This is a genomic window from Geodermatophilus sp. DF01-2, from assembly GCF_004571065.1.
Classification (GTDB): domain Bacteria; phylum Actinomycetota; class Actinomycetes; order Mycobacteriales; family Geodermatophilaceae; genus Geodermatophilus.
Map to the genome: position 1 here is coordinate 1 of NZ_SPQN01000004.1, position 26,815 is coordinate 26,815.

The 26,815-nt window shown below is 75.1% G+C and carries 27 protein-coding genes and 1 riboswitch; of the genes, 12 read left to right on the forward strand and 15 right to left on the reverse strand.

Features of this window, described 5'->3' with window-relative positions:
* Positions 1-280 precede the first annotated feature (280 nt).
* Entirely contained in the window at positions 281-478 is a 198-nt protein-coding gene (locus tag E4P41_RS02175) for a hypothetical protein (protein WP_135139243.1), read from the forward strand.
* Positions 479-520: 42 nt separating this feature from the next.
* Here E4P41_RS02175 and E4P41_RS02180 read toward each other — a convergent pair whose 3' ends face one another.
* Entirely contained in the window at positions 521-1,120 is a 600-nt protein-coding gene (locus E4P41_RS02180; protein WP_135139244.1) for an MSMEG_1061 family FMN-dependent PPOX-type flavoprotein, read from the reverse strand.
* Positions 1,121-1,164: 44 nt separating this feature from the next.
* Between E4P41_RS02180 and E4P41_RS02185 the strand changes: the two genes are divergently transcribed.
* The gene (locus tag E4P41_RS02185) at positions 1,165-1,554 is read left to right on the forward strand and encodes a thioesterase family protein (protein ID WP_135139245.1); all 390 of its coding nucleotides are present in this window, start codon (positions 1,165-1,167) and stop codon (positions 1,552-1,554) included.
* Here the strand turns inward: E4P41_RS02185 and E4P41_RS02190 are convergent.
* The 4 genes from E4P41_RS02190 to E4P41_RS02205 form a co-directional block, all read right to left on the reverse strand.
* Positions 1,541-3,076, reverse strand: coding sequence for a cobyric acid synthase (locus E4P41_RS02190; RefSeq protein ID WP_135139246.1), 1,536 nt, complete (start codon positions 3,074-3,076; stop codon positions 1,541-1,543). The two genes, E4P41_RS02185 and E4P41_RS02190, sit on opposite strands and share 14 nt — an antisense overlap.
* Positions 3,073-3,741, reverse strand: coding sequence for a lysophospholipid acyltransferase family protein (locus E4P41_RS02195; protein ID WP_209307489.1), 669 nt, complete (start codon positions 3,739-3,741; stop codon positions 3,073-3,075). Before E4P41_RS02195 ends, E4P41_RS02190 begins: the two co-directional genes overlap by 4 nt.
* Before the next feature lie 94 nt (positions 3,742-3,835).
* The gene (locus E4P41_RS02200; RefSeq protein WP_135139248.1) at positions 3,836-4,576 is read right to left on the reverse strand and encodes an ANTAR domain-containing protein; all 741 of its coding nucleotides are present in this window, start codon (positions 4,574-4,576) and stop codon (positions 3,836-3,838) included.
* A 220-nt stretch (positions 4,577-4,796) separates the two neighbouring features.
* On the reverse strand, positions 4,797-5,753 hold the full coding sequence (locus E4P41_RS02205) for a cobalamin biosynthesis protein (RefSeq protein ID WP_135139249.1): 957 nt from the start codon (positions 5,751-5,753) through the stop codon (positions 4,797-4,799).
* Positions 5,754-5,788: 35 nt separating this feature from the next.
* On the opposite strand from E4P41_RS02205, the gene def reads away from it, so the two are divergent.
* The 3 genes from def (at position 5,789) to cobM (ending at position 8,526) form a co-directional block, all read left to right on the forward strand.
* Positions 5,789-6,346: a peptide deformylase gene (gene def, locus E4P41_RS02210; protein ID WP_135139250.1), complete on the forward strand. Its 558-nt coding sequence runs from the start codon at positions 5,789-5,791 to the stop codon at positions 6,344-6,346.
* A 77-nt stretch (positions 6,347-6,423) separates the two neighbouring features.
* Complete coding sequence (gene cbiE / locus E4P41_RS02215) at positions 6,424-7,632, forward strand: precorrin-6y C5,15-methyltransferase (decarboxylating) subunit CbiE (RefSeq protein ID WP_135139251.1); 1,209 nt, start codon at positions 6,424-6,426, stop codon at positions 7,630-7,632.
* A 153-nt stretch (positions 7,633-7,785) separates the two neighbouring features.
* Entirely contained in the window at positions 7,786-8,526 is a 741-nt protein-coding gene (cobM, locus tag E4P41_RS02220) for a precorrin-4 C(11)-methyltransferase (RefSeq protein ID WP_135139252.1), read from the forward strand.
* Between the two features lie 117 nt (positions 8,527-8,643).
* On the opposite strand, the gene E4P41_RS02225 is transcribed toward cobM, so the two are convergent.
* Positions 8,644-9,744, reverse strand: coding sequence for a cobalt-precorrin-5B (C(1))-methyltransferase (locus E4P41_RS02225; RefSeq protein ID WP_135139253.1), 1,101 nt, complete (start codon positions 9,742-9,744; stop codon positions 8,644-8,646).
* Positions 9,745-9,770: 26 nt separating this feature from the next.
* Here E4P41_RS02225 and E4P41_RS02230 point away from each other — a divergent pair, with 26 nt between their 5' ends.
* The 3 genes from E4P41_RS02230 (at position 9,771) to E4P41_RS02240 (ending at position 11,911) form a co-directional block, all read left to right on the forward strand.
* Positions 9,771-10,502 carry a cobalt-precorrin-6A reductase gene (locus tag E4P41_RS02230; RefSeq protein ID WP_135139348.1) on the forward strand — a complete coding sequence of 244 codons (732 nt, stop codon included), beginning with the start codon at positions 9,771-9,773 and terminating at the stop codon, positions 10,500-10,502.
* Between the two features lie 80 nt (positions 10,503-10,582).
* On the forward strand, positions 10,583-11,074 hold the full coding sequence (locus E4P41_RS02235) for an FBP domain-containing protein (protein ID WP_135139254.1): 492 nt from the start codon (positions 10,583-10,585) through the stop codon (positions 11,072-11,074).
* Positions 11,075-11,299: 225 nt separating this feature from the next.
* Positions 11,300-11,911: an NAD(P)H-dependent oxidoreductase gene (locus tag E4P41_RS02240; protein ID WP_135139255.1), complete on the forward strand. Its 612-nt coding sequence runs from the start codon at positions 11,300-11,302 to the stop codon at positions 11,909-11,911.
* Between the two features lie 65 nt (positions 11,912-11,976).
* Here E4P41_RS02240 and E4P41_RS02245 read toward each other — a convergent pair whose 3' ends face one another.
* Together E4P41_RS02245 and mftD are read right to left on the reverse strand one after the other, a co-directional pair.
* The gene (locus E4P41_RS02245; protein ID WP_245177055.1) at positions 11,977-13,206 is read right to left on the reverse strand and encodes an MFS transporter; all 1,230 of its coding nucleotides are present in this window, start codon (positions 13,204-13,206) and stop codon (positions 11,977-11,979) included.
* Positions 13,207-13,265: 59 nt separating this feature from the next.
* Complete coding sequence (gene mftD / locus E4P41_RS02250) at positions 13,266-14,435, reverse strand: pre-mycofactocin synthase MftD (protein WP_135139349.1); 1,170 nt, start codon at positions 14,433-14,435, stop codon at positions 13,266-13,268.
* A gap of 171 nt (positions 14,436-14,606) precedes the next feature.
* Here mftD and E4P41_RS02255 point away from each other — a divergent pair, with 171 nt between their 5' ends.
* The gene (locus tag E4P41_RS02255; RefSeq protein WP_135139257.1) at positions 14,607-16,496 is read left to right on the forward strand and encodes an ATP-binding protein; all 1,890 of its coding nucleotides are present in this window, start codon (positions 14,607-14,609) and stop codon (positions 16,494-16,496) included.
* Here the strand turns inward: E4P41_RS02255 and E4P41_RS02260 are convergent.
* From E4P41_RS02260 to cobG, 5 genes are all read right to left on the reverse strand, one after another.
* Positions 16,439-17,965, reverse strand: a complete 1,527-nt coding sequence (locus E4P41_RS02260; protein WP_135139258.1) for a precorrin-2 C(20)-methyltransferase — start codon at positions 17,963-17,965, stop codon at positions 16,439-16,441. The two genes, E4P41_RS02255 and E4P41_RS02260, sit on opposite strands and share 58 nt — an antisense overlap.
* Positions 17,966-18,039: 74 nt before the next feature.
* A complete protein-coding gene (locus tag E4P41_RS02265; RefSeq protein WP_135139259.1) occupies positions 18,040-18,675 on the reverse strand; it encodes a precorrin-8X methylmutase in 636 nt (211 codons plus the stop codon).
* Between the two features lie 125 nt (positions 18,676-18,800).
* Positions 18,801-19,238 carry a PIN domain-containing protein gene (locus tag E4P41_RS02270; RefSeq protein ID WP_135139260.1) on the reverse strand — a complete coding sequence of 146 codons (438 nt, stop codon included), beginning with the start codon at positions 19,236-19,238 and terminating at the stop codon, positions 18,801-18,803.
* Complete coding sequence (locus E4P41_RS02275) at positions 19,192-19,461, reverse strand: AbrB/MazE/SpoVT family DNA-binding domain-containing protein (protein ID WP_135139261.1); 270 nt, start codon at positions 19,459-19,461, stop codon at positions 19,192-19,194. The genes E4P41_RS02270 and E4P41_RS02275 overlap by 47 nt, the downstream gene beginning before the upstream one ends.
* Before the next feature lie 143 nt (positions 19,462-19,604).
* A complete protein-coding gene (cobG, locus tag E4P41_RS02280) occupies positions 19,605-20,828 on the reverse strand; it encodes a precorrin-3B synthase (protein WP_135139262.1) in 1,224 nt (407 codons plus the stop codon).
* 124 nt (positions 20,829-20,952) lie between these two features.
* Here cobG and E4P41_RS02285 point away from each other — a divergent pair, with 124 nt between their 5' ends.
* From E4P41_RS02285 to E4P41_RS02295, 3 genes are all read left to right on the forward strand, one after another.
* Positions 20,953-21,282: a tetratricopeptide repeat protein gene (locus E4P41_RS02285; RefSeq protein WP_135139263.1), complete on the forward strand. Its 330-nt coding sequence runs from the start codon at positions 20,953-20,955 to the stop codon at positions 21,280-21,282.
* Positions 21,283-21,433: 151 nt separating this feature from the next.
* A riboswitch (cobalamin riboswitch) is annotated at positions 21,434-21,496 on the forward strand.
* A gap of 52 nt (positions 21,497-21,548) precedes the next feature.
* Entirely contained in the window at positions 21,549-25,157 is a 3,609-nt protein-coding gene (gene cobN, locus E4P41_RS02290; protein ID WP_135139264.1) for a cobaltochelatase subunit CobN, read from the forward strand.
* 40 nt (positions 25,158-25,197) lie between these two features.
* Complete coding sequence (locus E4P41_RS02295; protein WP_135139265.1) at positions 25,198-25,428, forward strand: hypothetical protein; 231 nt, start codon at positions 25,198-25,200, stop codon at positions 25,426-25,428.
* 96 nt (positions 25,429-25,524) lie between these two features.
* Here the strand turns inward: E4P41_RS02295 and E4P41_RS02300 are convergent, their stop codons facing one another.
* Together E4P41_RS02300 and cobU are read right to left on the reverse strand one after the other, a co-directional pair.
* Positions 25,525-26,283, reverse strand: coding sequence for an adenosylcobinamide-GDP ribazoletransferase (locus E4P41_RS02300; RefSeq protein WP_135139266.1), 759 nt, complete (start codon positions 26,281-26,283; stop codon positions 25,525-25,527).
* Positions 26,280-26,801 (reverse strand): bifunctional adenosylcobinamide kinase/adenosylcobinamide-phosphate guanylyltransferase, encoded by a 522-nt coding sequence (gene cobU / locus E4P41_RS02305; RefSeq protein ID WP_135139267.1) that lies wholly within the window; start codon positions 26,799-26,801, stop codon positions 26,280-26,282. Before cobU ends, E4P41_RS02300 begins: the two co-directional genes overlap by 4 nt.
* Between the last annotated feature and the right edge of the window lie 14 nt (positions 26,802-26,815).

Here is a 26,815-nt window from a genome sequence, read left to right on the forward strand (position 1 = left end):
CGCCTCCCGGCGGGGGACGGCGCGGGGGACGGCGCGGGAGACCGCGCGGCGCCCGGCCGGCGGCAGCGCCGCGCGCAGCAGCGACCTGAGCACCCGGGGCAGCGAGAGGCCGGCCATGGCGGCACGGTACGGGGCCGCCATGGCCGGCCGCGGCCGCAGCTCATGTGTCACCTGTGACACACAGGCACCAAATCGTCACGAAAAGGGTTGGACCTGCCGATGAGAGGGCACCATGTCCCCACGGGGCGGACGCGATCCTCCCCGGGAGAGGGGGGTCACCATGACCTCGGCCGAGCCGCTTCCTCCTGCCGCACCACGGGGGCGTGAGGTGAAGGCGAGCGTCCTCGCCGCCTTCCAGCTCGTGGAGGACGCACGCTACTTCGGCAGCGACCGCCGCGACCGACGAGGTCGCCGACGGTCGGTCGCCGAGCGCACCGTCGCCTACCGCAAGCTGGCCCGCGACCTGCGCGTCGGCTGAGGCCCCCTCCCGGGCACCCGGCCGGCCCTCGCCTGGCCTCGCTCAGAGCTCCTGGGCCAGGTCCGCGCGCATCACCGCGTCGTCCGGCAGCGGAGTGGTCAGCCGGCAGTGGTCGCCGAAGACCTCGCGCATCGGGGCGAAGGCCGATCGCTCCACCTGCCGCTGCGGGTCCCACAGCCCCGAGCGCATGACCGACTTGGCGCACTGGAAGTAGGCCCGCGTCACGGTCACGACGAGGACGGATCGGGGCGCGCGGCCGAACTCGGTCAGGTCGGCGTGCAGCTCGACCGGGTCGGCCAGCTCCGCGGTGCCGAAGACCCGCAGCGTCTCCTCGATGCCCGGCACCAGGAACAGCAGCGCCACGCGGGGGTTGGCGGCCACGTTGCGGAGGCTGTCCACCCGGTTGTTGCCCGGCCGGTCGGGCAGGGCCAGCCGGTGCTCGTCGAGGACGTGCACGAACCCCGGGTCGCCGCCGCGGGGAGAGACGTCCGGCCAACCCTCGGCGTCCGCCGTCGCGAGCGTCGCGAACGGGGCGAGCCCGACGAAGGCCCGGCAGTGGCGGTCGAGATGGTCGATCACCTTGTCCAGCACCAGTCCGGAGGGTGCCCGGTAGCGCGCCAGGACGTCGGGAGCGGTGTCCATGGGGGCACCGTAGCCCGGCTACGGACTGGCTACGGTGATCGTCCGTGACTGCACGGTGGAGCTCCCCGGTCCGGTACGTCGAGTGCGACCAGCAGGGCGTCGTCTTCAACGCGCACTACCTGACGTGGGCGGACGAGGCCTCCAACGCCTGGTGGACCACGCACGGCCTGCCGTGGGACGAGCTGGTGGCCAGCGGCGTCGACCCGGTGGTCAAGGCCAGCTCGCTGGAGTGGTCGTCGTCGGCGCGCTTCGGTGACTCCGTCACCGTGGACGCCGAGACCGAGAAGGTCGGCCGCACCAGCGTGACGGTGCGGTTCACCGTCCGCGTGGGCGAGCGGGTCTGCTGCGTCGTCCGAAACACCTACGTCTGCATCACCGAGGCGGGCAAGGCGCCGTGGCCCGACGGCGTCCGGGCCCGGCTCACCGGGGGCTGACCGCACCCCCGGGCGGGAGCACCGGCAGCCCGCCGGGGACGCCGTCCTCGACCAGCCGCCACAGCGCGTCGGTGTCCGCGTGCTCGGCGACGAGGTCGCCGAGGGCGTCCAGCCGACCCTCCCGGACGGCGGCGAAGTCGGTGTCCGGCGCCGCGACGAACCGCCGGCCGGCCACGCGGGCGACCTCGGCGAGGAACGCCCGCCGGAAGCCGTCGTTCTCCAGCGCGCCGTGCCAGGTCGTGCCCCACACCGACCCGGCGCGGGCGCCGTCGAGGAACGGCTCGGCGGAGTCGTCCACGGTGACCACGCCGTGGTGGATCTCGTAGCCGCGGACCGGTTGGCCCAGTGCCGTCCCGACCGGGCGGCCCAGCGTCTTCTCCCGCGCGAACCGGACGTCGGCGGGCAGCAGCCCGAGGCCGGACACGGTGCCGGCCCGTGACTCGACGTCGTCGGTGATCGCGCGGGCGAGCATCTGGTGCCCGCCGCAGATGCCCAGCACCGGCCGCCCCTCGGCGGCCCGGCGCGCGACGGCGTCGGCCAGGCCGGTGGCCCGCAGCCAGCCGAGGTCGGCGACCGTCGCGCGGGTGCCGGGCAGGACCACGAGATCGGCGTCGGCCAGCTCCTCGGGCGTCGTGGCGTAGCGGACCAGCACCCCCGGCTCGGCCGCCAGGGCGTCCACGTCGGTGGAGTTGGAGAGCCGGGGCAGCCGGGCGACGGCGACCCGCAGCACGTCCGCACCGTGCGGCGGACCGGCGGCGGCGCGCGGGGCCCCGAGGCCGAGCGAGTCCTCGACGTCCAGGTCCAGGCCGGCCAGCCAGGGCAGCACGCCCAGGGTCGGCCGGCCGGTCAGCCCGGTCAGCGCGTCCAGCCCGGGGCGCAGCAGCCGGACGTCGCCGCGGAACTTGTTCACCAGGAACCCGGCGACCAGCCGTTGGTCGGCCGGTGGCATGAGCGCGACCGTGCCGTAGAGCGCCGGGAAGACGCCGCCGCGGTCGATGTCGCCGACGACGACCACCGGCAGCTGCGCCGCGGTGGCCAGCCCCATGTTGGCGATGTCGTCGGCGCGCAGGTTGATCTCGGTGGGGGAGCCGGCGCCCTCGCACACCACCACGTCGAACCGGGCCCGCAGGTCGGCCAGACACGCCAGCACCTGTTCCAGCAGCGCCGCCTTCATCGGCCGGTAGGACAGCGCGGTCACGTCCGTGACCGGCCGGCCGAGGACGACGACCTGGCTCGAGTCCTCCCCGCCCGGCTTGAGCAGCACCGGGTTCATCGCCGCCTCCGGCTGGACGCGGGCGGCGGCGGCCTGCACGACCTGGGCCCGGCCGATCTCGGCGCCGTCGGGGGTGACCATCGAGTTGTTGCTCATGTTCTGCGCCTTGAACGGCGCCACGGAGACCCCCTGGCGCACCAGCCAGCGGCAGATGCCGGCGGTGACCACCGACTTGCCGGCGTCCGACGTCGTCCCGGCGACGAGCAGGGCGCCGCCGGAGGCCGGGCGCCGGGTAACGGTCCCGCTCATGCCGCCGGCTGACCCCAGCCGGCCTTCTCCTGTCCGGACAGCTCGGCGATCGCCTCCATGACCTGGTCGGTGACCGCCCGCCGGGCCCGGCCGTTGACGGCCATGCCGCGGTGCTCGGGGAAGGTCAGCGGCTTGCCGAAGGCGACCGACACCTTGTGCGGCCGGGGCCAGCGGGTGTCGACCGGCTGCACCTTCTCCGTGCCGGCCACGGCGACGGGGACGACGGGGCAGTCGGCGGTGAGCGCGAGCCAGGCGACCCCGGTCTTCCCGCGGGCCAGCCGCCCGTCCCGCGAGCGGGTGCCCTCCGGGTAGATGCCGAACCCCTCACCCCGGTGCAGCACCCCGAGCGCGGTGTCGAGGGCCTCCTGCGCGGCCCGGGACGTCTGTCGCTGCACCGGCATGGCCCCGAGCGCGGTGAACAGCGTCCGGGTGAGCCAGCCTCCGAACCCGGGTCCGGTGAAGTACTCGGCCTTGGCGAGGTAGTGCACGCGGCGCGGGGCCGACAGCGGGATCACCATGCTGTCGATGAACGACAGGTGGTTGCTGGCCAGGATCACCGGGCCGGTGGGCGGGACGTTCTCCTGCCCCGTCACGTGCGTGCGCAGCGCGACGTGGAACAACGGGCGCAGCAGGAACCGGACGACCAGGTAGAGCACGCCGCGCATCCCCTCTCGGCTCGGGGACCGCCGGCGGCCGCCGGCGACAGCGGCATTCTCCCGTGCGCCCCGGGGCCGGTGGGCTCCCGGGGCCCACGCGCGGTCAGTGCGGGTGCGGGCGGGGCGGGCAGACGTCGCGGAGGAGTGCCTGGATGTCTCCCGGCAGGCCGGCGTGCCCCGCCGCCGACTCGACGATGGCCACGGCGACGTCGCGGACCTTGCGGTGGGAGTTGCTCGAGATGTGCGCCAGCAGGTCGAAGGCCACCTGTTCCCCGCAACCGGCGAGCAGCATCAGGATGCCCTTGGCCTGCTCGATCGCGGCTCGGCTGCTCATGGCGGTGCGCAGCTGGGCCACCTCGGTCTCCAGCGCCCGCACCCGATCGTCCTCCGTCTCGGGCGTTCCCGGCCGCGTCGCGGCGGGCCGGGGCTCCGGCGGCACCTCGACCAGCACGCCCTCGAGGGCGTCGACCGCCCCGGCCGCGTCGACCACCGGTTCGCCGACGAGGACGGCGGGACGCTCGACGCCGCCACGGCTGCCCAGCCGTACCCGCAGCGCGAAGGAGCGGCCGGCGGTGCAGGCGCCGCCGATGGCGTCGAGGACCCTCGGCCGGTCGGCCGGGTGCAGCGAGCGGACCAGCAGCTCGGTGCACGGGTGGCCGCCGGCGTGGGCCACGTCGAGCAGCACGGACATCTCCGGCGACCACGTCCACGCGCCACTGCGCCGGTCGTAGCGGTACCGGCCGACCAACCGCCGCGCGGCGGGGACGGGCCGTGCCGGCTGCGGGGCCGGCCGGCCACCGGGAACGGTGCTGCGGGCGAGGGTGGGCGACGGGGTCGCGGTCATGTCGACTCCACGGGGTGCCGCCGGGGCCGGGCCCGGCCGGAGCGCCACCGGCCGTGTGTTCGACCGCCGCGGTACGCCCGTGACCCGAGGCCACCGGCCACTCCGTTCCTCGGACCGTACGGCGTCCGGAGCCGACGCGCACACCCGTCCGCGATGGTCCGCGCGCACTCCGGCGTGTCCTCCGCCGCGTCCCCGGCGGGTCGTGGATGCGGCGGCCCGGTCAGGGCCGGGGACGGCCGCGGGTGGCCGCGGCGAGGACGGCGGCCGCCGTCCACACCGCGCGGGAGAGCCGCACGGCACGGGGGACGTCGGGGGCCGTCGGTGCCCGCCCGCTGCCCAGCGCGGGCCGCTCCTCCACCCGGCCGCCGTAGACGTTGCGGCCCCCCAGCCGCAGATCCAGGGCCCCGGCCAGCGCGGCCTCGCAGCGGCCGGCGTTGGGGGAGGGGTGGGCGGCGCCGTCCCGCCGCCACGTCTCCCACGCGTCCCGCGCCGAGCCCCCGGCCAGCGGTGCGGTGACCACGGTGAGCGCGGCGGTCAGCCGGGCCGGCAGCCAGTTGGCGACGTCGTCCGTGCGCGCGGCCGCCCAGCCGAAGCGCGCGTACCGGGGCGAGCGGTGGCCCACCATCGCGTCGAGGGTGTTGACCGCTCGGTACCCGAGGAGACCGGGCAGGCCGGCGAGCGCCCCCCACACCAGCGGGGCGACGGCGGCGTCGGAGGTGTTCTCCGCCAGTGACTCGACGGTCGCCCGGGCGAGCTCGGCCTCGCCGAGCCCCGACGGGTCGCGGCCGGCCAGGGTGGGCAGGAGAGCGCGGGCGGCGGGGAGGTCGCCGGCGTCGAGGGTCCGCGCCATCGCCGTTCCCGCCCGGCCCAGCGAGGTGCCGCCGAGCACCGCCCAGGCGACGGCGGCGGTGACCAGGGTGCGGGCGACCGGCCGGCCGCGGGTGGCCCGGTCGAGCGCGGCACCCAGGCCGGTGGCCGCCCCGGTCAGCAGACCGGCGTGCAGGGCCCCGGCGGCCTGGGAATCGCGCCAGAGCCGGCGCTCCAGGGCTGCGGCCGCCCGCCCGAAGCCGGCGACCGGGTGCCACCGCCGCGGATCGGCCAGCAGCAGGTCGGCCGCGGCGCCCAGAGCCAGTCCCGCGGCGGTCGGGAGGTCACGCGGGGGCAGCACGCGGCACATCGTGCCAACCGGCGCCGTCCCTAGGATCGGGGGTCATGCGCCTGCCCGGCCGCTACAGCGGCGTCGCCCGGCCGATCGTCACCTACGGCAGCGACCCCGTGCTGCACCGGCCGTGCGCGCCGGTGACCGAGTTCGGCAAGGACCTCCGCCGGCTGGTCCTCGACATGTTCGCCAGCATGGAGGCCGCCGACGGCGTGGGCCTGGCCGCCAACCAGATCGGCGTCGACGCCCGCGTCTTCGTCGTCGACTGCCCCGACGCGGACGGCCAGGACGTCGTCGGCTACGTGGTCAACCCGGAGCTCACCGTGCTCGAGGGGCGCGCGGGCGAGCCGGCCGAGGAGGTCACCGACGAGGGCTGTCTCTCGGTGCCCGGCCCCTACGCCGAGCTGCCGCGGGCGTTCCGCGCCCGGGTGGACGGCGTCGACGCGGCGGGCGCGCCGGTGTCGATCGAGGCCACCGGGATGGCGGCCCGCTGCCTCCAGCACGAGGTCGACCACCTGAACGGGACCGTCTACGTCGACCGGCTGCCCGAGGAGCTGCGGGCGAGGCTGCTGGCCGAGGCCGCGGGGCCGGCGGGGGAGTTGCCCGCGTGACGACAGCGAGTGAGCATCGCAGCGAGCTCTGCGAGCGAGGAGCGGAGCGAGCGCGGAGTCGCGCCCAAGGGCACAGCGTGAGCACGCCCGTGGTGGTCGTCGGCGTCGGCGCGGACGGCTGGGACGGGCTCTCGCCCCGGGCCCGCCGGGCCGTCGAGGACGCCGACGTGCTGCGCGGCAGCCCCCGCCAGCTGGCCCTCGTGCCGGACGCCGTCCCGGCCGAGCGGGTGCCCTGGCCCTCGCCGATGGCGCCGGCGATGGCCGGGTTGCTCGACGCGCACCCGGGCCGACGGGTCGTCGTCCTGGCCAGCGGCGACCCGATGCTCTCCGGCGTCGGCACCTCGCTGGTCCGCCTGCACGGCCCGGGCGCGGTCGAGGTGGTCCCGCACCCGTCGTCGGTGGCGCTGGCGTGCGCCCGGCTGGGCTGGGCGGTGGAGGAGACGACGGTCGTGTCCGTGGTGGGCCGCCCGGTCGAGCTGGTCGCGCCGCACGCGACGCCGGGGCGCCGGCTGCTGGTCCTCGGCTCGGACGGCGGCACCCCTGTGCAGGTGGCCCGGCTGCTGGCCGGGCACGGCTACGGCGCCAGCCGGCTCGTCGCGCTGGCTCAGTTGGGCGGTCCGGCCGAGCGGCAGGTCACCGGCCCCGCCGCCGGCTGGCCGCACGCCGAGACCGACCCGCTGGTGATCACCGCCGTCGAGGTGGTCGCCGACCCCGGCACCGTGCCCCTGCCGACCGTGCCCGGCCTGCCCGACGACGTCTACCGGCACGACGGGCAGCTGACCAAGCGCGACGTCCGCGCCGTCACCCTGGCCCGGCTGGCCCCGCTGCCCGGGCAGTTGCTGTGGGACGTCGGCGCCGGGGCGGGCTCGATCGGCATCGAGTGGATGCGGGTGCACCCCTCCTGCCGGGCGGTCGCGGTGGAGTCCGACGCCGCGCGGGCGCAGCGCATCGGCGGGAACGCCGCGCGGCTCGGCGTCCCCGGGCTGCAGGTGGTGGAGGGGCGCGCGCCGGCGGCACTTCCCGGGCTGCCCGCGCCGGACGCGGTCTTCATCGGCGGCGGGCTCACCAGCGAAGGGCTGCTGGAGACCTGCTGGGACGCGCTGCGGGCCGGCGGCCGGTTGGTCGCGAACGCGGTGACGGTCGAGGGAGAGGCGGTGCTGGCCGCGTGGCGGAGCCGGGTCGGCGGGGAGCTGGTGCGCCTGGCCGTGCAGCGGGCCGAGCCGGTCGGCGGCCTCACCGGCTGGCGGCCGGCCATGCCCGTGACGATCTGGAGCGTGTCGAGGTGATCGTGACCGTGGTCGCGAGGAGTGGGGCCCGGAGGGTCCCCGACGAGTGGCCGGATGGGCTCCGCGCACGCGGGGGACGGCACCTGGCCGCGGTGTCGTCCGGTAGGACGACCGGGTGATCGCGGTGTCGCCCGGTAGGGCGACAGTGACACGGTGACCGTCTACTTCGTCGGGGCCGGGCCCGGGGCCGCGGACCTGGTCACGCTGCGTGCGGCCCGGATCATCGCGACCGCGCCGGTCTGCCTCTATGCCGGCGCCCTCGTGCCCCGCGAGCTGCTCGGCACCACTCCGGCCGGCGCGCGGCTGGTCGACACCGCCGATCTCGACCTCGACCAGATCACCGCCGAGCTGGTCACCGCCCACGAGGCCGGCCTCGACGTCGCCCGGCTGCACTCCGGCGACCCGTCGATCTGGAGCGCCATGGCCGAGCAGATGCGCCGGCTGGACGCGGCCGGGGTTCCCTACGAGGTGGTGCCCGGGGTGCCGGCGTTCGCGGCGGCGGCCGCAGCGCTCAAGCGGGAGCTCACCGTGCCCGGGGTGGGGCAGACCGTCGTCCTCACCCGGACGTCCGCCCGGTCCACCCCGATGCCGCCGGGCGAGCAGCTGGCCGCCTACGCCGCCACGGGGGCGACGCTGGTGCTGCACCTGGCCGTCCAGCGGATCGCCGAGCTCGCCCCGCAGCTGGCCGAGCACTACGGCGACGACGGCCCGGTCGCCGTCGTCGCCCGCGCCAGCCGGGACGACGAGCTGGTGCTGCGCGGCACGCTGGCCGACATCGCCGACCAGGTCGAGGCCGCCGGGGTCCGGCGGACGGCCGTGGTGATCGTGGGCCCGGTGCTCACCGCCGCGCAGTTCCCCGACAGCCACCTCTACTCCACGATGCGGAGTCGCTAGATGAAGGACCCCGCTGCTCCCCTGGAAGGACCCCCTCCTCCCCACCCCTCGCGCGCTCGGGGCGGTCCCCGGGAGGGGGCCGGACGGGCTCGCGGCGGGCCCCTGCAGCGGGGCCGTTCAGGCGCGGCCGACGACGGTGCCGCCGCGGTCGATCACCACGACGTCGACCTCCACCGGCGCCCCGCGGAGCACGCCGAGTGCGGTCTTCCGGGCGCCGGCCGCGACCAGGTCGCCCAGCGGCAGCCCGGCCGCCTGGCACTGCTGCAGCGCGTCGAGCGCGGTGTTGGCGCCACGCACGCCCTCGACCAGTTCTGGCGACCCGCCGGCGTCCCGGACCATCGCGGCCAGCGACTCCGTCGACACCTGCGAGCGGCCGGAGTGCAGGTCGAGGTGGCCGTCGGCGAGCTTGGCGAGCTTGCCGATGCCGCCGGCGACGGTCAGTCGGGGCACCGGGTGGCGGCGCAGGTACTTCAGCACCGCTCCGGCGAAGTCGCCCATGTCGAGCAGCGCGTCCTCGGGCAGGCCGTGCAGCTCGGTCACGACCCGCTCGCTGGTCGAGCCGGTGCACCCCGCGACGTGCGCGTGCCCGGCCGCGCGGGCGACGTCGATGCCGCGGCGGATCGAGTCGATCCACGAGGAGCACGAATAGGGGACGACGACGCCGGTCGTGCCGAGGATGGACAGCCCGCCGAGGATGCCCAGCCGCGGGTTCCAGGTCTTCCGCGCCAGCTCCTCGCCGTGCTCGACCGACACCTCGACGACGACGTCCCCCGTGCCGCCGTGCCGGGCCGCGACCGCAGCGACGTGCTCCCGGATGAACTGCCGCGGCATCGGGTTGATCGCCGGCTCGCCCACCGCCAGCGGCAGCCCCGGCTTGGTGACCGTGCCGACTCCCGGACCCGCCCGGAACACCACGCCGGACCCGGGGTCGCCGTGGGTCACCCGCGCCGACACCAGCGCGCCGTGGGTGACGTCGGGGTCGTCGCCGGCGTCCTTGACGATCCCGACGGTGGCCTCGGTGCCCGGCGAGAGCGACTCGCGGACCAGCGCGAAGGTCGGGTGCCTGTCGTTCGGCAGGTCGATCCGCACCGGGTCGGGGAACTCGCCGGTGAGCAGCCCGGTGTAGGCCGCGGTGGTCGCGGCGGTCGCACAGGCGCCGGTCGTCCAGCCGTAGCGCAGCCCCGTCCCCTGCTCCCGGGAAGGCCCGCGCTGCGTCACGCGATCAGCATGCACGGGCGGTGGCGATGACCGGCCGGGTGCTGGTCCTCGGCGGGACGGCGGAGGCCCGACGACTCGCGGAGCGGCTGGTCGCCGAGGGCGTCGACGTGCTCAGCTCCCTGGCCGGCCGGGTCGTCGACCCGGTGCTGCCTCCCGGGAAGCTGCGGGTCGGCGGCTTCGGCGGCGCCACGGGCCTCGCGACGGCGCTGGACGGCGTGGCGGCGCTGGTCGACGCCACCCACCCGTTCGCCGCCACCATGACCGCGCACGCCGCCGCGGCGGCCGCGGCCACCGGCACGCCCCTGCTACGCCTCCAGCGCCCCGGCTGGACGGCGCGGCCCGGCGACGACTGGCGCTGGGTGGATTCCCTGGAGCAGGCCGCGACGGCGGTGACCGGGTTCGGGTCGGTCTTCCTGACCACCGGCCGGCAGGGGCTGGCCGCGTTCGCCGGCCTGACCGGCCGCTGCCTGGTGCGCTCGGTGGACCCGCCGTCCCCGCCGCTGCCGGCGCAGGCAACCGTGCTGCTCGCGCGGGGGCCGTTCACGGTCCAGGACGAGCTCGCGGTGCTGCGCGAGCACGACGTCGAGGTCCTCGTCACCAAGGACAGCGGCGGGCCGATGACCGCGGCCAAGCTGACCGCGGCCCGGCAGCTCGGTGTCCCGGTGGTGCTGGTCCGCCGGCCCCCGCTTCCCGACGGCCTGCCGGTCGTCGCGACGGTCGACGAGGCGCAGGACTGGGTGGCCGCCCGGGTCCTGTGATCGCGCCCATATGAGGTGACGCCGCCGGGCCGCGGCACGCAGGCTGCTCCGGCCACCCCCGCACCAGGAGGCCGAGGCCCGTGCGCCCGATCACCGAGCAGCAGCTGCGCCGCTCGTTCGTGAACTGCTCCCGCGGCGAGGCCGACGCCATGACGCTGCCGCGCACGTTCGCCGCGACGCCGTGCGACGAGCTGGTCGTCCTCGGCTGGCGGGACCCCGAGGCGCCGCTGCGCGGCTACCTGGTGGTGGAGCGCGACGGGCAGCCGGTCGGCGTCGCCGTCCGCGCCGCGGACACCCGTATGTCCTCGGCCACTCCGGCGATGTGCCCGCTCTGCCAGACGGCGCAGTCGGGCAGCGACGTCTCGCTGTTCACGGCCCGCCGGAAGGGCGACGCCGGCCGCGACGGCAACACGGTCGGCACCTACATCTGCGCCGACCTGGCCTGCGCCATCCGGGCGCGCACCGAGATCCCACCGTGGCTGCGCGAGCGCGACCCGGACGAGGTCGCCGCCGAGCGCACCGCCGAGCTGGAGCAGCGGGTGCGCGGCTTCCTGGACGCCGTCCTGCGCTGACCCGACCGGCCCCGTCCCGGCCGCCTCCCGGGGCCCGCCGCGAGCTTGCGAGGGGCGGGGAGGAGGCGGTCCTTCTGCCGACCCTGCGAGGGGCGGGGAGGACGGCGGCTTCCCTGCAGGAGCCCGCCGCGAGCTCGCGAGTGGTGGGGGCAGGGGGTCCCTTCTCAGGTGACGGGCGCGTGACAGGACGTGTGACGGGCGGCCGGGTCGGGCACGGCGTAGATCATGACCGAGACCGTGTCCCTCCGTGCCCTTGCCCTCGTGTGCAGCCTGAAGCCCTCACCCGCCCCGTCCAGCAGCGAGAAGATGGCCCGGGAGGTGCTCGACGCGCTCGGCGGACACGGGGTCACCGGTGAGGTCGTCCGCGTGGTGGACCACGACGTGAAGCCCGGGGTCGAGGTCGACATGGGCGAGGACGACGAGTGGCCGGCGATCCGGGAGAAGATGATGGCCGCCGACATCCTGGTCGTGGCCACCCCGACCTGGGTCGGGCACATGAGCAGCGTCGCCCAGCGGGTGCTCGAGCGGCTGGACGGCGAGCTGTCGGAGACCGACGACACCGGCCGGCCGCTGCTCAGCGGCAAGGTCGCCGCCGTGGCCGTCGTCGGTAACGAGGACGGCGCGCACAAGATCACCGCCGATCTCATGCAGGCCCTGGACGACGTCGGCTTCACCATCCCGGCGCAGGCCGCCACGTACTGGAACGACCACGCGATGGGCGGCACCGACTACCTCGACCTGGAGAAGACCCCGGAGGCGGTCGCCTCGACGACGGCCACGCTCGCGGCCAACACCGCGCACCTGGCCCGTCTGCTCAAGGCCAACCCCTACAACTGACCCTGGCGGCCCCCTGCCGGCCCCGCCGCGAGCTGGCGGACGGTGGGGGGCAGGGGGGTCCTTCTTCAGGCCGCGATCGGCTCCGGCTGCTCCGCCGAGGCGGCCCGGCGCTCGGCGCGGCGTCGCCGCAGCAGCCCGGCCACCGCCACCAGGGCGAGGGCTACCACCACCACGCCGTACACCCCGGCGGTCGGCCGCAGCCCCACCTCGCCGGAGGCCAGCCCGGCGGCGATGGACGGGACGCTGAAGGCCAGGTAACCGACGACGAAGACGCTGGAGAGCAGCCCACCGCGCTCGCCCGGGGCCACTCCGCGGGTGACGGTGGCGATCGCGCCGAGGAAGGCCGCGCCGAAGCCGAACCCGGAGACGACCGCCGCCGCGTAGAGCAGCGGGCTGCTCCCGGTGGCCAGCGCACCGAGAGTGCCGAGGACGCCGGTGGCGAACACCAGGCAGCCGGTGAGCATGGCGACGTGCGGATCGGTCCGCCACAGGCTCACCGACCCGACCGCGCCGGTCAGGTTCATCGCGACCAGCAGCAGGCTGGCGACGAGGTGGTCCTCGATGCCGAACACGGCGCCGGCCAGGGACGGGCCGAGCGACAGGTAGAAGCCGCCCAGCGCCCACAGCGCGACCAGGCAGGGCAGCGCGACGAGGAACGCGCCGCGCTGGGCGGCGGGCACGTGTACCCGCGGCCGCAGCGAGGCCAGCGCGCCGGGCACCTTGGGGGAGGACTCCGGCAGCAGCACCGGTACCAGGACGGCGGAGACGGCGAACAGCACCGCCGTCGTCCCGAAGACCCAGGTGGTGGGCGCCGGCACGAACTCCAGCGCCAGGCCGGCCCCGACCGCGCCGAGGGCCAGCCCCAGTCCCGGCGAGGCGCTGTTGAGCAGGGCACCCTTGGGCCGGTCGCTGCGCTGCAGGTCGAGCAGGGTGGCGCCGAGCGCGCCGGTGAGGGTGCCGACCGACAGGCCCTGGACGACGCGGGCGGTCAGCAGCCACCCGACCCCGTCGGCGGCGAAGAACAGCAGGCTGGCGACCGCCTGCAGCAGCAGACCGGCGACCAGCACCGGACGCCGGCCCACGTGGTCGGACAGCGCGCCGACCACCAGGAGCGCGGCGAGCAGCGCGAAGGCGTAGATCCCGAAGACCGTCGTCAGCACGCCGGCGGAGAAGTCGAACCGTTCCTGGTAGACGCGGTAGAGCGGCGAGGGGACGCCGGAGGCGGCCAGCACCAGGACGAGCAGCGCGCCCGCCGTCCAGAAGGAGACGGCGCGGGAGACGCGGCGGACGGGCACGCACCTGGGCAAGCCCGCCGGCCGCGCTCGCATTCCCGCCGCCCGGCAGGTCGCGCCGCTCAGCTGCGGGTGAAGTTCGGGGGCAGGACGACGTCCTCGCGGCTCAGGTCGTGCACCGAGGCCTTGCCGAGCCCCATCAGCGCCTCGTCGATCCCTTGCCGGATGATCGAGAGCACGTTCTGCACGCCGCGCTCCCCGTTGGCCGCCATGCCCCACAGGTAGGCCCGGCCGATCATCACCGCCCTGGCCCCGAGCGCCATCGCCTTGACCACGTCGGCGCCGCGGCGGACGCCGCCGTCCATGACCACCTCGACCTGGTCGCCCACCGCGTCGATCACCCCGGGCAGCGAGCGGATCGCGCCCGGCGTGCTGTCGAGGTTGTTGCCGCCGTGGGTGGAGACGGAGATGGCGGTGACGCCGGCGTCGACGGCGCGGCGGGCGTCGTCGGGGCGGGTGACGCCCTTGAGCAGAAACGGCCCGCCCCACTGCTCGCGCAGCCAGGCGACGTCCTCCCAGGTCGGCAGCGGGCTGCCCATCCACTGGCCGTATGCCCCGAAGAAGTTCGGCGGCTCCTCGCCACCGAGCGCCAGGTTGGGGACGGTGAGTTCGGGGATCGATCCGGAGCGCAGGTAGGTGGCCAGCCAGCGCGGCTTGAGGGTCACCTCGGGCGCGAACTTCAGCGCGTTCTTCAGGTCGATCTTCTCGGGGATCGGTGGGCTGCCCCAGTCCCGGCGGGAGGCGAACGACCAGTCCAGCGTCATGATCAGCCCTTTGGCACCGGCGGCGCGGGCCCGCTCGGCTCGGGCGAGGATGGTCTCGCGGTCGCCGACCCAGTACATCTGGAAGAACAGCTTCTGCTGGGCTGCGCCGACCTCCTCGACCGGCTTGCTGGCGAACGAGGACAGGCCCATCGCGACGTCCTCGGCGGCGGAGGCGCGGGCCACCGCGACCTCGCCGTCGGGGTGCACCGCCTGCACGCCGGTGGGGGAGATGAGCACCGGCATGGACACCTCCTGACCCATCACCGTGGTGGCCAGCTCGCGCTTGCCCGGCAGGTCGGCGACGTGCGGGCGCCAGGTGATCTCGTCGAAGGCGGCGACGTTGTCGCTCGCGGTCAGCCCCTTCTCGGTGCCGGCGACCAGCGCCAGGTAGACCGACTTCGGCAGCCGCTTCCTGGCGCGGTGCTGGGCCTCCTCGACGGTCTCGAACCAGTCCCTGGTGCTCGCCATGAGCCCTCCCGCGATCGCCCGGTCCTCCTCGGCGCCGTCCCGGGTCGGGGTGACGGGCGCCACTCGCGGCTCATCGTGCCAGCCGTGGCACTGAGTGTCACGCCGTTGGCAAGGCCGGTTGTGGCTGGCCTGCCCCCTCCTCGGCCGACCCTCCTCGGCACCCTGAGACCCATGGAGATCCAGGAAAGGGGCCTGGCAGAGGAGAGCCTCTTTCCCGACCGGCGTCCGGGAGGTGCGGGGCCGTGGACTGCGCCGGTGTGGTCAACCCGGGTTCGGGGCGAGCCGGGACTGCGCAGCACTCTGGCGCAACATTCGGGAATCTTTGCGCTCGATTGCGGGGTCGGCTGCTCTGCGGGCTCAACATACGACTATGTTGGCGTTGTGGTCCTGAACCCATCGGAGCTCTTCTCCGTGTCCGCTGTGTCTGCGGGGGAGCTGTGGGCTGCCGTCGGCAGGGTCGAGCACGAGCGTCTCGACTTCAAAGCCCGTGTGCCGAAGGGCCTGTCCGACACCTTCGCCGCGATGGCCATGACCTCGGGCGGCATCGTGGTCATCGGAATCGATGACGAGCGGCAGGTCGTCGGTGCGCCGCTCGACCAGGACGTCTACGACGGCGTGATGACGGCGGGACATGACGTCGAGGTCTCCGTCCGTACGCACGAGCTCCTCGTGGATGGCATCCCGGTGGTCCTCATCGAGGTGCCCGCGGTGGCGGGGCGCCTCGTCACCACTCCCAATGGCCGCGTCCTTCGTCGCGTCGGTTCCTCGAATCAGCCTCTCAGGGGCGATGCGCTCGCTCGCTTCGTTCGGGCCATCACTCTTCACCCTCGCGAGGATGACCCCGTACCAGACGTCACGGCGGTGGACGTCGATCTCGATGCTCTGAACGAGTTGCTGTCGGCACAGAAGCGCCCGCGCGCCACACGGCGCACTGCGCTCAAGTCCATGGCTGATCTGGGCTTGGCAGTTCAACGGGACGGCTCCTTGGTCCCCACCGTTGCGGGGGTCGTCCTGGCCACGACAGTCCCCGATGCGCACATCAGAGGGGCACGCGTCCAGTTCGTCGAGCGGCAGGACGCAGCGTCACGGACCGGCGCATCAAAGTCCAGGAGGACGTTGAGTGCTCCACTTCCGCGGCTGGTGGACGACTTGGTCGCACTCATCGAGGCATCGGGGCAGCGACACGAGGCTGTTGTCGGTCTCCGGCGAGAAGTCGTGCCGGCGTATCCCCGTGAGGTGCTTCGCGAGGCCCTCCTCAACGCTCTGGCGCACCGGGATTATCAGCTATCGGGTGGCACGGTCGATGTCACGCTCTTCACCGACCGCCTCGAGGTCCGGAGTCCCGGAGGTCTGGCCGGACACGTCACCCTGGACAACTTGCGAAATGAGCACTTCTCCCGGAACGGGAGGTTGATGGGAGCCCTCAAGAGCCTCGATCTCGTCGATGAGTTCGGTGAGGGTGTCGACCGCATGTACGAGGGCATGGCAGGTCGGCTGCTACCTGAACCCGCGTGGATGGCCACCGATGCATCCGTCACCGTCGTGCTTCGCAGCGAATCTCCTGTCAGCATCGACGATCAGGTGTGGTTGTCCATGCTGAGCGCGACTCCCATGACCGCCGATGAGCGCCGTGTGCTGGTGCAGGCCCGGCATGAAGGGCGCGTCACGCGGCGTAGCGTCCGGGCACTCCTCGGATCAGATGTCGATGTCTCGGCCCTGCTTCGTGGCATGTTCTACAAGGCGCTGCTCGTTCAGGTGGGTGAGCGCGGCGGGACGTACTACGAGTTGAGTCGCGAGGTCGTTGCTCGCGTCGGCTCCTACGGGATCGCGGCGCAGGCTCGCCGACGGGAGCAGCTGCTGGAACTCGTCCGGACGCGAGGGCGCCTCTCGGTGGCCGATGCGGCCGTCGAGCTTCGCATACCCAAGGAGGTCGTTCGGGGACTTCTGGCAGATCTCACGTCAGAGGGGCTGGTCCAGGCCGTCGGTAATACGAGGGCACGTGTCTACACCCCCGTCGAAGGTCCTGCGTCCGCCCGTCCGGGGAAGCGTCGGGGCGTGTAGACGGCATCGGTGCTGCCGACCCGGGTCTGCGAGGACCCGACGATCACGCAGCAGCGCATGTCGACGGTCTCCGGGTCGAGCTCGCCGAGGGTGGTCACCCGCACGCGCTCCTCGGGGCCGCCGACGTCACGGCCGACGACGACGACCGTCTCGGGCTTGCGGATTTCGAGCAGGACCTGCTGGGCCTCGGCGAGCTGGTGCGGGCGCGTCTTCGACCGGGGGTTGTAGAGGGCGAGCACCAGGTCGGCCGCCGAGGCGTGGCGCAGCCGCTCGACGATGACACTCCAAGGCTTGAGGACGTCGGAGAGGCTGATCACCGCGAAGTCGTGGCCCAGCGGCGCACCCACCCGCGCCGCGACCGCCTGGGCGGCCGTGAGCCCGGGCAGCACCCGCACCGGGACGTCGGCGAACTCCGGCCGCTCGGCCACCTCGAGCACTGCGGCCGCCATCGCGAAGACGCCGGGGTCGCCGCTGGACACGACCGCGACCCGCCGTCCGGACCGGGCGAGGGTAAGGGCGTGCGCGGCGCGCTCGGCCTCCACCCGGTTGTCGCTCGGGTACCGGGTCTGCCGGGGGTTGGCCGGCACCCGCTCGAGATAGGGGCCGTAGCCGACCAGGTCGTCGGCGGCGGCCAGCGCCTCGGCGGCCTCCGGTGTCGTCCACGACCGCCGGCCCGGCCCGAGCCCCACGACGACGACCTCGCCGTCGTGCGCTGCGGCCTGGCCGGGCTGCTCGAGACCCGGGATCGGCGCGGTCAGCGGGCTGGGCAGCAGGGCGAGCGAGAAGTAGGGGACCGTGGCCGGGTCGACGTCGGCCAACGGCGCGACCCGCTGCCGGCCGGTACTGGCCCGTTCCACGTACAGCGCTCGGTCGAGCACTCCGGCCGCCTCGAACGCCTCCCGGACGGCCGGGAACGTGCGGCCCAGCTTCAGCACCGCCGCGGCGTCGGTGGTGGCCAGCCGCGCGGCGAGGGCGTCGGCGCCCAGGGTGCCGGGCAGTACGGTGAGCACCTCGTCGCGCTCGACCAGCGGCCGGCCGACCGCCGCGGCGGCCCCGCTCACGCTGGTCACCCCGGGCACCACCTCGGTCGGGTAGCGGTGCGCCAGCCGCTTGTGCATGTGCATGTACGAGCCGTAGAAGAACGGGTCCCCCTCGGCGAGGACGGCGACGTCCCGGCCGGCGTCGAGGTGCGCGGCCAGCCGGGCCGCGGCCGCCTCGTAGAAGTCGTCGATGGCGCCCTGGTAGCCGCCCGGGTGGTCGGTCGCCTCGGTGGTGACCGGGTAGACCAGCAGCTCCTCGACCTGGCCCTCCCGCAGGTACGGCGCGGCCACGGCGCGCGCCACCGATCGGCCGTGCTGGGCGGCGTGGAAGGCGACGACGTCGGCGGCGGCGATCAGCCGGGCGGCCTTGACGGTGACCAACTCGGGGTCGCCGGGACCGAGCCCGACGCCGTAGAGACGGCCGGTCATTCGATGCCCCCCGCTCCCGCGGGACGCTCCGCTCCTCGCTCGTTCCTCGCTGCGATGCTCACGCCCCTGTCCGCTCACTCGACGTCGCTCGCGATCGCGTTGACCGCCGCCGCGGTGATGGCGCTCCCGCCGCGCCGGCCGCGCACCACCAGAAACTCCAGGTCCGAGGCGGCCAGCGCCTCCTTGGACTCCACCGCGCCGACGAAGCCGACCGGGATGCCGAGCACGGCGGCCGGGCGGGGTGCGCCGGCGGCGACCGTCTCCAGCAGGTGGAACAGCGCGGTGGGCGCATTGCCGATGGCCACCACTGCGCCGTCGAGCCGGTCGCGCCAGAGCTCGAGCGCCGCCGCGGTGCGAGTGGTGCCCAGCTCCCGGGCCAGCTCGGGCGTGCGCGGGTCGTTCAGCGTGCACACGACGTCGTTGTCCCTGGGCAGCCGCCGGCGGGTGATGCCCGCGGCCACCATCTGCGCGTCGCACAGCACCGGGGCGCCGGCGTCCAGCGCCTCGCGGGCCCGCACCACGACGTCGGGCGAGTACGCCAGGTCCTCCACCAGGTCGACCTGGCCGCAGGCGTGGACCATCCGCACCGCGACGTGGGCGACGTCCTCGGGCAGTCCGCGCAGGTCGGCCTCGGCGCGGATGGTGGCGAACGACCGTCGGTAGATCGCCGCGCCGTCCTTCTCGTACTCGTACTCGTACTCGTATCTCACGGGCCAGGTCTTTTCCTCGACGGGGAACGCGATGCCCCTGAGTCGCCGGTCACCGCGTCCGCGAGGCTACTTCGCCGTGCCTGCGCGTTCGCGGGTGATCTCGGGTGCCGGCGGGACGGGACTGCTCACACCAGGAGGTACCTGCTCGTGGCACCGAGTGCGAGGGCCAGGCGGTGCTGCCGCGAGTCGAGCGTGACCAGGGGGACGTCATGTTCGGCGCAGACGGCAGCGATGAGGGCGTCGTGGACATTGCCGCGCAGGTCCAGCTCGACGCTGCGAGCGAAGACCGTCGCCGTCGCCGTGCGAGTCGTCGGGAGGATGCGTTCGGCATGCTCGGTCCAGGGCAGCAACAGACTCGCGGCGACTCGCGCCGGCTGCCCGAAGGTCCTGCGCAGTTGGGAGAACGATTCCGCGAGGACGATCGCTGGGATCACGGCGTCGGCACTCAACTGCCGTCGGGCCACGGCGTGGTGTCGTGGTCGGCGACGAGCGCGGCCACGAGTGCCGACGTGTCGATCACCGTTCGGCGCGCTCGTGGTCGATCGCCTGTAGCACCTCGTCATTGGTCGCCGGACGTCCGAGTCGGAGGACGGGTAGGCCGTCCGCTCCCCATTCGACCTGCCGCTCCGGCGCGACCGGAGTCAGCAGCACCCCGTCCGGCGTCTCGCGCACCATCACTTCTCCGGGCGCGGTCACGAGGCGCCGACGCAGCCACTGCGGAAGCACCATCCGGCCCTGCTTGTCGACCTGGACCCGGGCAACCGGGCCCATCGATGGTGACGTCATGCCATTGACGGTACGGCTGGGAGCTGTCGCCGGGACAGGCCACGGTCCTCACGGGGCAGACGCGGGACGTAGCGAATCGACGCGGAGCGGGAGGTGCTCCGCCGGCTCTCGGGTGCCCGAGCAGGAGGACGACGGGCGCCCGCTCAGCGAGCGGCGGTGACCCGGTAACCGTCGAGCGTGGCCAGTACGTCCACCACGTCGCCCCGCGGGCGGCCGCAGCGGCGCTCGCACCCGGCCCAGTGCTGGCGGGCGCCGTCCGCCGGGAGGGTGCCGGTGGCCACGGCACGGGCGGCGTCGGCCCGGACGTCGGCCAGCGACTTCGCGCAGCCCGGCCGCCCGGCGCAGGCGGTGACCCGCGTCCAGGGGCTGGCCGCGTCGAGCACCATGCCCGTCCGGTGCAGGACGACCGCGGCGTCGTCGGCGGCGTCCTCGGTCAGGTCGGGGACGACGACGCTCCGCCACGGCGACAGCTGCACCTCGTCCGCGAGGCGGGCGAGGAGGTCGGCCTGCTCCGCGGTCAGCCGACCCAGCGGGACGACAGCGATGAGGGATACCCGACCGTCCGCCTGGGGGAACGTGCCCACCGGGGTCCCGACGAGCGGGGGGCCGGAGGCCTCCCCGAGGAGGGTCGGCAGCGGCTCGACGCGAGCCGGGGACGGCACCTGGCCGCGGTGTCGTCCGGAGGACGACAGAGCGGTTGCGACACGTCGGGGGCCGTCGTCCAGCTCGGCCAGGCGCCAGGCGGTGCCGCCCTGGGCGGCGCGCTCGTCCAGGAAGCCGCGGGTCGCGGCCAGGGCGAGGGCCACCGCGGCGTCGGGCGTCGTCCTCAGGCCGCTGTCGGCGCCGGCGAGGGTGAGCGCCACGCGGTCCGGGCCGAGCGCGCGCAGGCCGACGTCCCCGCCCAGGAGGGCGACGTCGCCGCGGCCGTCGTCGAGGGTGGCGAGGAACCGGCCGGGCAGCGCGGCGAGCGCGGGCTCGGCGCAGATCCCGGCGTCCAGCGCCCGCGCCCACGGGCGGGCGTCGACGTGCCCGCCGGCGCGGCCGGTGAGCGTGCTGGCCAGGACGTTGCGCACCCGCTCGTGCGTGGCGCTGGGCAGCAGGCCCGCGCCGGCGAGCCGGTCGCCCAGGTCGGCCTCCGCGCCGGACGCCAGCCCGCGCAGCTGCACGTTGCCCCGGCTGGTGAGCTCCAGTGCCCCGTCGCCTAGCTCGCGCGCCGCGGCCGCCAGTGCCCGCAGCTGGTCACCGGTCAGCAGGCCCCCGGGCACCCGCACGCGGGCCAGCGCGCCGTCGGCGGCGGCGTGGGTCTGCAGCGCCCCCGGGCACACGTCGGCGCGGCCGCGGGCGACGGTGGCGGGGCTGGCGGTCATGGCGGTGGCGAGGGTACGTCCCGCCGTCCCCGGCGCTGACCGGCGGCGGTCGGCCCCGTTGGACGCGCTCCGACGACGATCGGGCGGCGGGAAGGCCGGTGCGCCCCCGGTCGTTGTCCGTGGCATGACCCAGCCGTTCGAGCGCGACCTGCACTCGGAGTTCCTCCGTGCGGACCTCTTCCTCGCGATGGGGCAGCCGATCGAGGCGGCGCGGCTGCTCGAACCGCTCGTCGCGGCCGAGCCGGCCAACGAGGCGGCGCTCGAGCTGCTGTCCCGCGCCTACTTCGGGTCCGCGCAGCTGGGGAGGGCCGAGGAGGCGCTGAGCCGGCTGGTGGAGATGGCCCCCGCCAACGGCTGGGCGCGGCGGGCGCTGGCCCGCACGCTGGAGCGGCAGAGCCGGGCCGGCGAGGCGGCGGCGCATCACCGGGTGGCCGACGCCCTGGGCGCCGCCTGACCGGCATGCGGCTGCTCGGGGGTCCGCAGTAGTCGCACCAGCCGCCCCCCTGGCGGGGTGTCCCCGCCGACCACAGCCCAGCGGCGGACGTGCGTGCGATCCGTGGGTTCGGCCGGCCGGTACCGTCTCGACGAACACGGCAGTGCAGCGAGGAAGCCGGTGCGAGTCCGGCGCGGTCGCGCCACTGTGAGCCCCTGCGGGGTGAGCCAGACACCGCGGCTGCCGTGCCCGACGACCCGGGGCGCGGACCCCGAGTGAGGACGCCCGTGTTCACGCTGCTGTCGACCAGCGACACCGACCTGCTCTCCGCCCGCGCCGGCGGCGCCGACTGGCGGCTGGGCAACCCCGCCCGGCTGGACGACGCCGGGATCGCTGCCCTGGTCGACGGCGCGGACCTGGTCGTCGTCCGCATCCTCGGCGTGCGGCGGCAGTACGAGGAGCTGCTGGCGCCGCTGCTGGCCGGGCCCGCGCCGGTCGTCGTCCTCGGCGGTGAGCAGGTGCCCGACGCGGAGCTGATGGAGTCGTCCACCGTCCCGATGGGCGTGGCCACCGAAGCGCACGGCTACCTGGCGCAGGGTGGCCCGGACAACCTCGTCCAGCTGCACCGCTTCCTCTCCGACACCGTGCTGCTCACCGGCGAGGGCTTCGAGCCGCCGGTGATCGCGCCGGACTGGGGTGTGCTGGACCGCGAGCCGCGGTCCACAACCGGCCCGACCGTCGCCGTCCTCTACTACCGGGCGCACCACCTGGCCGGGAACACCGCCTTCGTCGAGGAGCTGTGCCGCGCGGTGGAGGACGCCGGCGGCCGCGTGCTGCCGGTCTTCACGTCGTCGCTGCGCAGCGTGCCCGACGAGCTGCTCGACGTCCTGCGCGGCGCCGACGCGCTGGTCGTCACCGTGCTCGCCGCCGGCGGCTCGCGGCCGGCCACCGCGCAGGCCGGTGGGGACGACGGCGCGTGGGACGTCGGCGCGCTGGCCTCGCTCGACGTGCCGGTGGTCCAGGGGTTGTGCCTGACCTCGAGCCGCGCCGACTGGCTGGCGAACGACGACGGGCTCTCCCCGCTCGACGTGGGAAACCAGGTCGCCATCCCGGAGTTCGACGGCCGGCTGATCAGCGTGCCGTTCTCCTTCAAGGAGACCGACGCCGACGGGCTGACCTCCTACGTGGCCGACCCCGAGCGGGCTGCCCGCGTCGCCGGGACGGCGGTCGCGCACGCCCGGCTGCGGCACATCCCGCCGGCGCAGCGGCGGGTCGTGGTGATGCTGAGCGCCTACCCGACCAAGCACGCCCGCATCGGCAACGCCGTCGGCCTGGACACCCCGGCGTCCGTCGTCCGGCTGCTGGCCGCGATGCACGGCGCCGGCTACGACACCGGCCCGTTCGACGGTCCCGGCGCGCTGCCCGGCGTGGCCGACCTGGACGGCGACGCGCTGGTGCACGCACTCATCGCCGCCGGCGGGCAGGACGCCGACTGGCTGACCTCCGAGCAGCTGTCGGGCAACCCGGTGCGCATCCCGGCCGCGCAGTACCGGGCGTACTTCGACACGCTGCCCCAGGATCTGCGCGCGGCGATGGTCGAGCACTGGGGGCAGCCGCCCGGCTCGCTGTTCGTGGACGGCGACGACGTCGTCTTCGCCGCGCTGCGGGCCGGCAACGTCGTGGTGATGGTGCAGCCGCCGCGCGGATTCGGGGAGAACCCGATCGCGATCTACCACGACCCGGACCTGCCGCCGTCCCACCACTACCTGGCCGCCTACTGGTGGCTGCGCTCGGTATTCAATGCGCACGCGCTGGTGCACGTGGGCAAGCACGGCAACCTGGAGTGGCTGCCCGGCAAGACGGTCGGGATGTCGGCCTCCTGCGGGCCGGACGCCGCGATCGGCGACCTCCCGCTCGTCTACCCGTTCCTGGTCAACGACCCCGGCGAGGGCTCGCAGGCCAAGCGGCGGGCGCACGCCACGCTGGTCGACCACATGGTGCCGCCGATGGCCCGCGCCGACAGCTACGGCGACATCGCCCGGCTGGAACAGCTGCTCGACGAGCACGCCAACGTCGCGGCGATGGACCCGGCCAAGCTGCCCGCCGTCCGGGCGCAGATCTGGACGCTGCTCCAGGCCGCCAAGCTCGACTCCGACCTGGGGTTGGACGAGCGGCCCGAGGACGAGCACTTCGACGAGATGATCCTGCACGTCGACGGCTGGCTCTGCGAGATCAAGGATTCCCAGATCCGCGACGGCCTGCACGTGCTCGGCACGCCACCGGCGGGGCAGAACCGCGTCGACCTGGTGCTGGCGATGCTGCGGGCGCGGCAGATCTGGGGCGGTTCCGTGGCGCTGCCCGGGCTGCGCGAGTCGCTCGGCCTGGCCGACGGCGCCGACCGGGCGACCACCGACGCGGTCGAGGCGCGGGCGCACGCCCTCGTGTCGGGGATGGAGGAGCGCGGCTGGACGCCGGACGCCGTCGACGGCGTGGTCGCCTCGGTCATGGGGTCCGGAAACGACCAGGTGGCCGCGGTGCTGCGGTTCGCCGTCAACGAGGTCGTCCCGCGGCTGGAGCGCACGACCGACGAGCTCGACGCCACCCTGCACGCCCTCGACGGCGGCTACGTGCCGGCCGGCCCGTCCGGCTCGCCGCTGCGCGGACTGGTCAACGTCCTGCCCACCGGCCGCAACTTCTACTCGGTCGACCCGCGGGCGATCCCGTCCCGGCTGGCGTGGGAGACCGGGCAGGCGATGGCCGAGTCCCTGGTGGAGCGGTACCGCACCGACACCGGTTCGTGGCCCCGCTCGGTGGGGCTCTCGGTGTGGGGGACCTCGGCGATGCGCACCTCCGGGGACGACGTCGCCGAGGTGCTGGCGCTGCTCGGCGTACGCCCGGTCTGGGACGACGCCTCGCGGCGGGTGACCGGTCTGGAGCCCGTGCCGCTGGAGGAGCTGGGCCGGCCGCGGATCGACGTCACGGTGCGGATCTCGGGCTTCTTCCGCGACGCGTTCCCGCACGTGGTGACGATGCTGGACGACGCGGTGACGCTGGTGGCGGGGCTGTCCGAGTCGCCGGAGGAGAACTTCGTGAAGGCCCACGTCGACGCCGACGTGGCCGGGCACGGCGACCGGCGGCGGGCGACGACCCGGGTGTTCGGGTCCAAGCCCGGCGCGTACGGGGCCGGGCTGCTGCCGCTCATCGACTCCCGCGACTGGCGGGGCGACGCCGACCTCGCCGAGGTCTACGCGGTCTGGGGCGGCTACGCCTACGGCCGCGGGTTGGACGGCGTGCAGGCCCGCCCGGACATGGAGGCGGCCTACCGGCGGATCGCCGTGGCGGCCAAGAACGTCGACACCCGCGAGCACGACATCGCCGACTCCGACGACTACTTCCAGTACCACGGCGGCATGGTGGCGACCGTGCGCGCGCTGACCGGCTCGGCGCCGGCCGCCTACATCGGCGACTCGACCCGGCCGGAGTCGGTGCGCACCCGGTCGCTGACCGAGGAGACCGCCCGGGTGTTCCGGGCCCGGGTGGTCAACCCGAAGTGGTTGGAGGCGATGCGCCGGCACGGCTACAAGGGCGCCTTCGAGCTCGCCGCCACCGTCGACTACCTGTTCGGTTACGACGCCACGACCGGCGTGGTCGCCGACTGGATGTACGAGAAGCTCGCGCAGACCTACGTGCTCGACCCGGAGAACCGGCAGTTCCTCGAGACGTCGAACCCCTGGGCACTGCACGGCATCGCCGAGCGGCTGCTCGAGGCCGTGGACCGGCGGATGTGGGCCGAGCCGGATCCGGCGCTGCTGGCCGAACTGCAGCAGGCCTACCTCGACACCGAGGGCGACCTCGAGGGTGGCGAGACCCCGGCGCAGCAGGGCGCGGCCGGCTGACCGGTGCATCGACCGGCCGGACCTGGGTACTCCTGCCAGCATGAGCATCCTCGGACGACTGATGGGCACGGCAGAAGGCACCGCGCGCAGCGCGGCCCGCGGCGGGCGGATGGGCCGGGGGATGGCACCCCGGGGACGGGCGGTGAGCGGCCGGGCCGGCACGGGCCGGGGCTACGGCCGCACGACCTCGGGTCGCGTGGGCCGGGGGCGGCCCACCACCGCGGCGAGCGGCCTCGGCGGTCTGCTCGGCGGTCTGCTGCGTCGCCGCTGAAGAAGGTAGAAGGACCCCCTTCCTCCCCACCCTTCGCAGGCTCAGGGCGGGCCCCTGGAAGGGGGCCGTTCCAGTCCGTCACAGGTGGCCGTTCCATCACGTCACGGCGGCCGCGGCCACCAGCAGGGTGACCGTGGCCGCCGCCTCCCCGATCGCGCCCATGACGTCGCCGGTGACGCCGCCCAGCCGGGCGCGCGCCCGCCGGAGGAGGAGTTCGGCCGCGGCCAGGCCGGCGACGCCGCTGGCGACCAGCTGACCGGCGAGCGCCCAGTTCCCGTGCGCGAAGAGAACGACGAGCACGGCGGTCGCGAGGCCGCACCCGGCCAGCCAGCGCGCGGACACGGTGCCGGCGACCGACTGGCCCAGCGCGGAGCCCGCGGCCGTCGGGACGCCGGGCAGGCCGGTGCGGGCCATGGCCAGGCGGGCGACGAGGGGCGCCGCCCACAGCGCCGTCCAGCCGTCGCCGGCGGCGAGCAGGGCGGCTCCGGCCGAGACCTGCAGCAGGACGGTCAGCAGCAGCGTCACCACGCCGAACGGGCCGACGTCCCCCTGGCGCATGACCTGCAGCGCGCGCTCCCGGCCGCGCAGCGGACCGAGCCCGTCGGCGGTGTCGGCCAACCCGTCCAGGTGCAGGCCGCGGGTCAGCGCCGCCAGCACCGCCACCCAGAGCACCGCCCCGGTCAGCGGCGAGATCAGGTGGGCGCCGGCGGCCGCGGCCCCGGCCGCCACCCCGCCGAGGACCAGCCCGACCAGCGGCGCCCACGGCAGCACGCCGCGGGTGGACGCCGCGGCCCGCTCCGGCACCCGCAGGACGGTGAGCAGCGCGGCGGACTCCAGCGGCCCGGACCACCTCATCGCAGTCGCTGCGGCAGGCCGGCCACCACGAACCACACCTCGTCGGCGGTCCCCGCCAGCCGCTGGTTGACCGCGCCCAGGGTGTCGCGGAACAACCGCCCGGAGCGGGTCTCGGGCACCACGCCGAGGCCGACCTCGTCCGACACCGCCACCACGTGCGCGGGCGTCGTCGTCCAGGCCTGGACCAGCGCGTCACAGCGGGCCGCCAGCCGCCCGGGCGCCCCTGGGTCGTCGGTCCAGGCGCCGGTCTCGTCCATCAACGCGGCCACCCAGGTGGTGATGCTGTCGACCAGCAGCGTGCCCGGCCGCAGCAGGTCACTGGGCGCGGTCGTCTCCACCGTCGTCCAGCCGGCCGGGCGCCGGGCTCGGTGCGCGGCCACCCGCTCGGCCCACTCGGTGTCGTCGGGCACCGGCGGAGAGGTGGCCAGGTAGGTGACCGCGCCGGTGCCGGCCAGGAGCGCCTCGGCGTGCGCGGACTTGCCCGACCGCGAGCCGCCGAGCACGAGGACCCTGCTCACCGTCTGCCCCCCGG

Bases quoted from the DNA above. Each gene is read 5' to 3' on its own strand.
- E4P41_RS02175 (WP_135139243.1), top strand. From the start codon at position 281: ATGACCTCGGCCGAGCCGCTTCCTCCTGCCGCACCACGGGGGCGTGAG.
- E4P41_RS02180 (WP_135139244.1), bottom strand. From the start codon at position 1,120: ATGGACACCGCTCCCGACGTCCTGGCGCGCTACCGGGCACCCTCCGGA.
- E4P41_RS02190 (WP_135139246.1), bottom strand. From the start codon at position 3,076: ATGAGCGGGACCGTTACCCGGCGCCCGGCCTCCGGCGGCGCCCTGCTC.
- E4P41_RS02195 (WP_209307489.1), bottom strand. From the start codon at position 3,741: ATGCGCGGCGTGCTCTACCTGGTCGTCCGGTTCCTGCTGCGCCCGTTG.
- E4P41_RS02200 (WP_135139248.1), bottom strand. From the start codon at position 4,576: ATGACCGCGACCCCGTCGCCCACCCTCGCCCGCAGCACCGTTCCCGGT.
- E4P41_RS02205 (WP_135139249.1), bottom strand. From the start codon at position 5,753: ATGTGCCGCGTGCTGCCCCCGCGTGACCTCCCGACCGCCGCGGGACTG.
- def (WP_135139250.1), top strand. From the start codon at position 5,789: ATGCGCCTGCCCGGCCGCTACAGCGGCGTCGCCCGGCCGATCGTCACC.
- E4P41_RS02230 (WP_135139348.1), top strand. From the start codon at position 9,771: ATGACCGGCCGGGTGCTGGTCCTCGGCGGGACGGCGGAGGCCCGACGA.
- E4P41_RS02240 (WP_135139255.1), top strand. From the start codon at position 11,300: ATGACCGAGACCGTGTCCCTCCGTGCCCTTGCCCTCGTGTGCAGCCTG.
- mftD (WP_135139349.1), bottom strand. From the start codon at position 14,435: ATGGCGAGCACCAGGGACTGGTTCGAGACCGTCGAGGAGGCCCAGCAC.
- E4P41_RS02255 (WP_135139257.1), top strand. From the start codon at position 14,607: ATGGAGATCCAGGAAAGGGGCCTGGCAGAGGAGAGCCTCTTTCCCGAC.
- E4P41_RS02260 (WP_135139258.1), bottom strand. From the start codon at position 17,965: ATGACCGGCCGTCTCTACGGCGTCGGGCTCGGTCCCGGCGACCCCGAG.
- E4P41_RS02270 (WP_135139260.1), bottom strand. From the start codon at position 19,238: ATGACGAGGTGCTACAGGCGATCGACCACGAGCGCGCCGAACGGTGAT.
- E4P41_RS02275 (WP_135139261.1), bottom strand. From the start codon at position 19,461: ATGACGTCACCATCGATGGGCCCGGTTGCCCGGGTCCAGGTCGACAAG.
- cobG (WP_135139262.1), bottom strand. From the start codon at position 20,828: ATGACCGCCAGCCCCGCCACCGTCGCCCGCGGCCGCGCCGACGTGTGC.
- E4P41_RS02285 (WP_135139263.1), top strand. From the start codon at position 20,953: ATGACCCAGCCGTTCGAGCGCGACCTGCACTCGGAGTTCCTCCGTGCG.
- E4P41_RS02295 (WP_135139265.1), top strand. From the start codon at position 25,198: ATGAGCATCCTCGGACGACTGATGGGCACGGCAGAAGGCACCGCGCGC.
- E4P41_RS02300 (WP_135139266.1), bottom strand. From the start codon at position 26,283: ATGAGGTGGTCCGGGCCGCTGGAGTCCGCCGCGCTGCTCACCGTCCTG.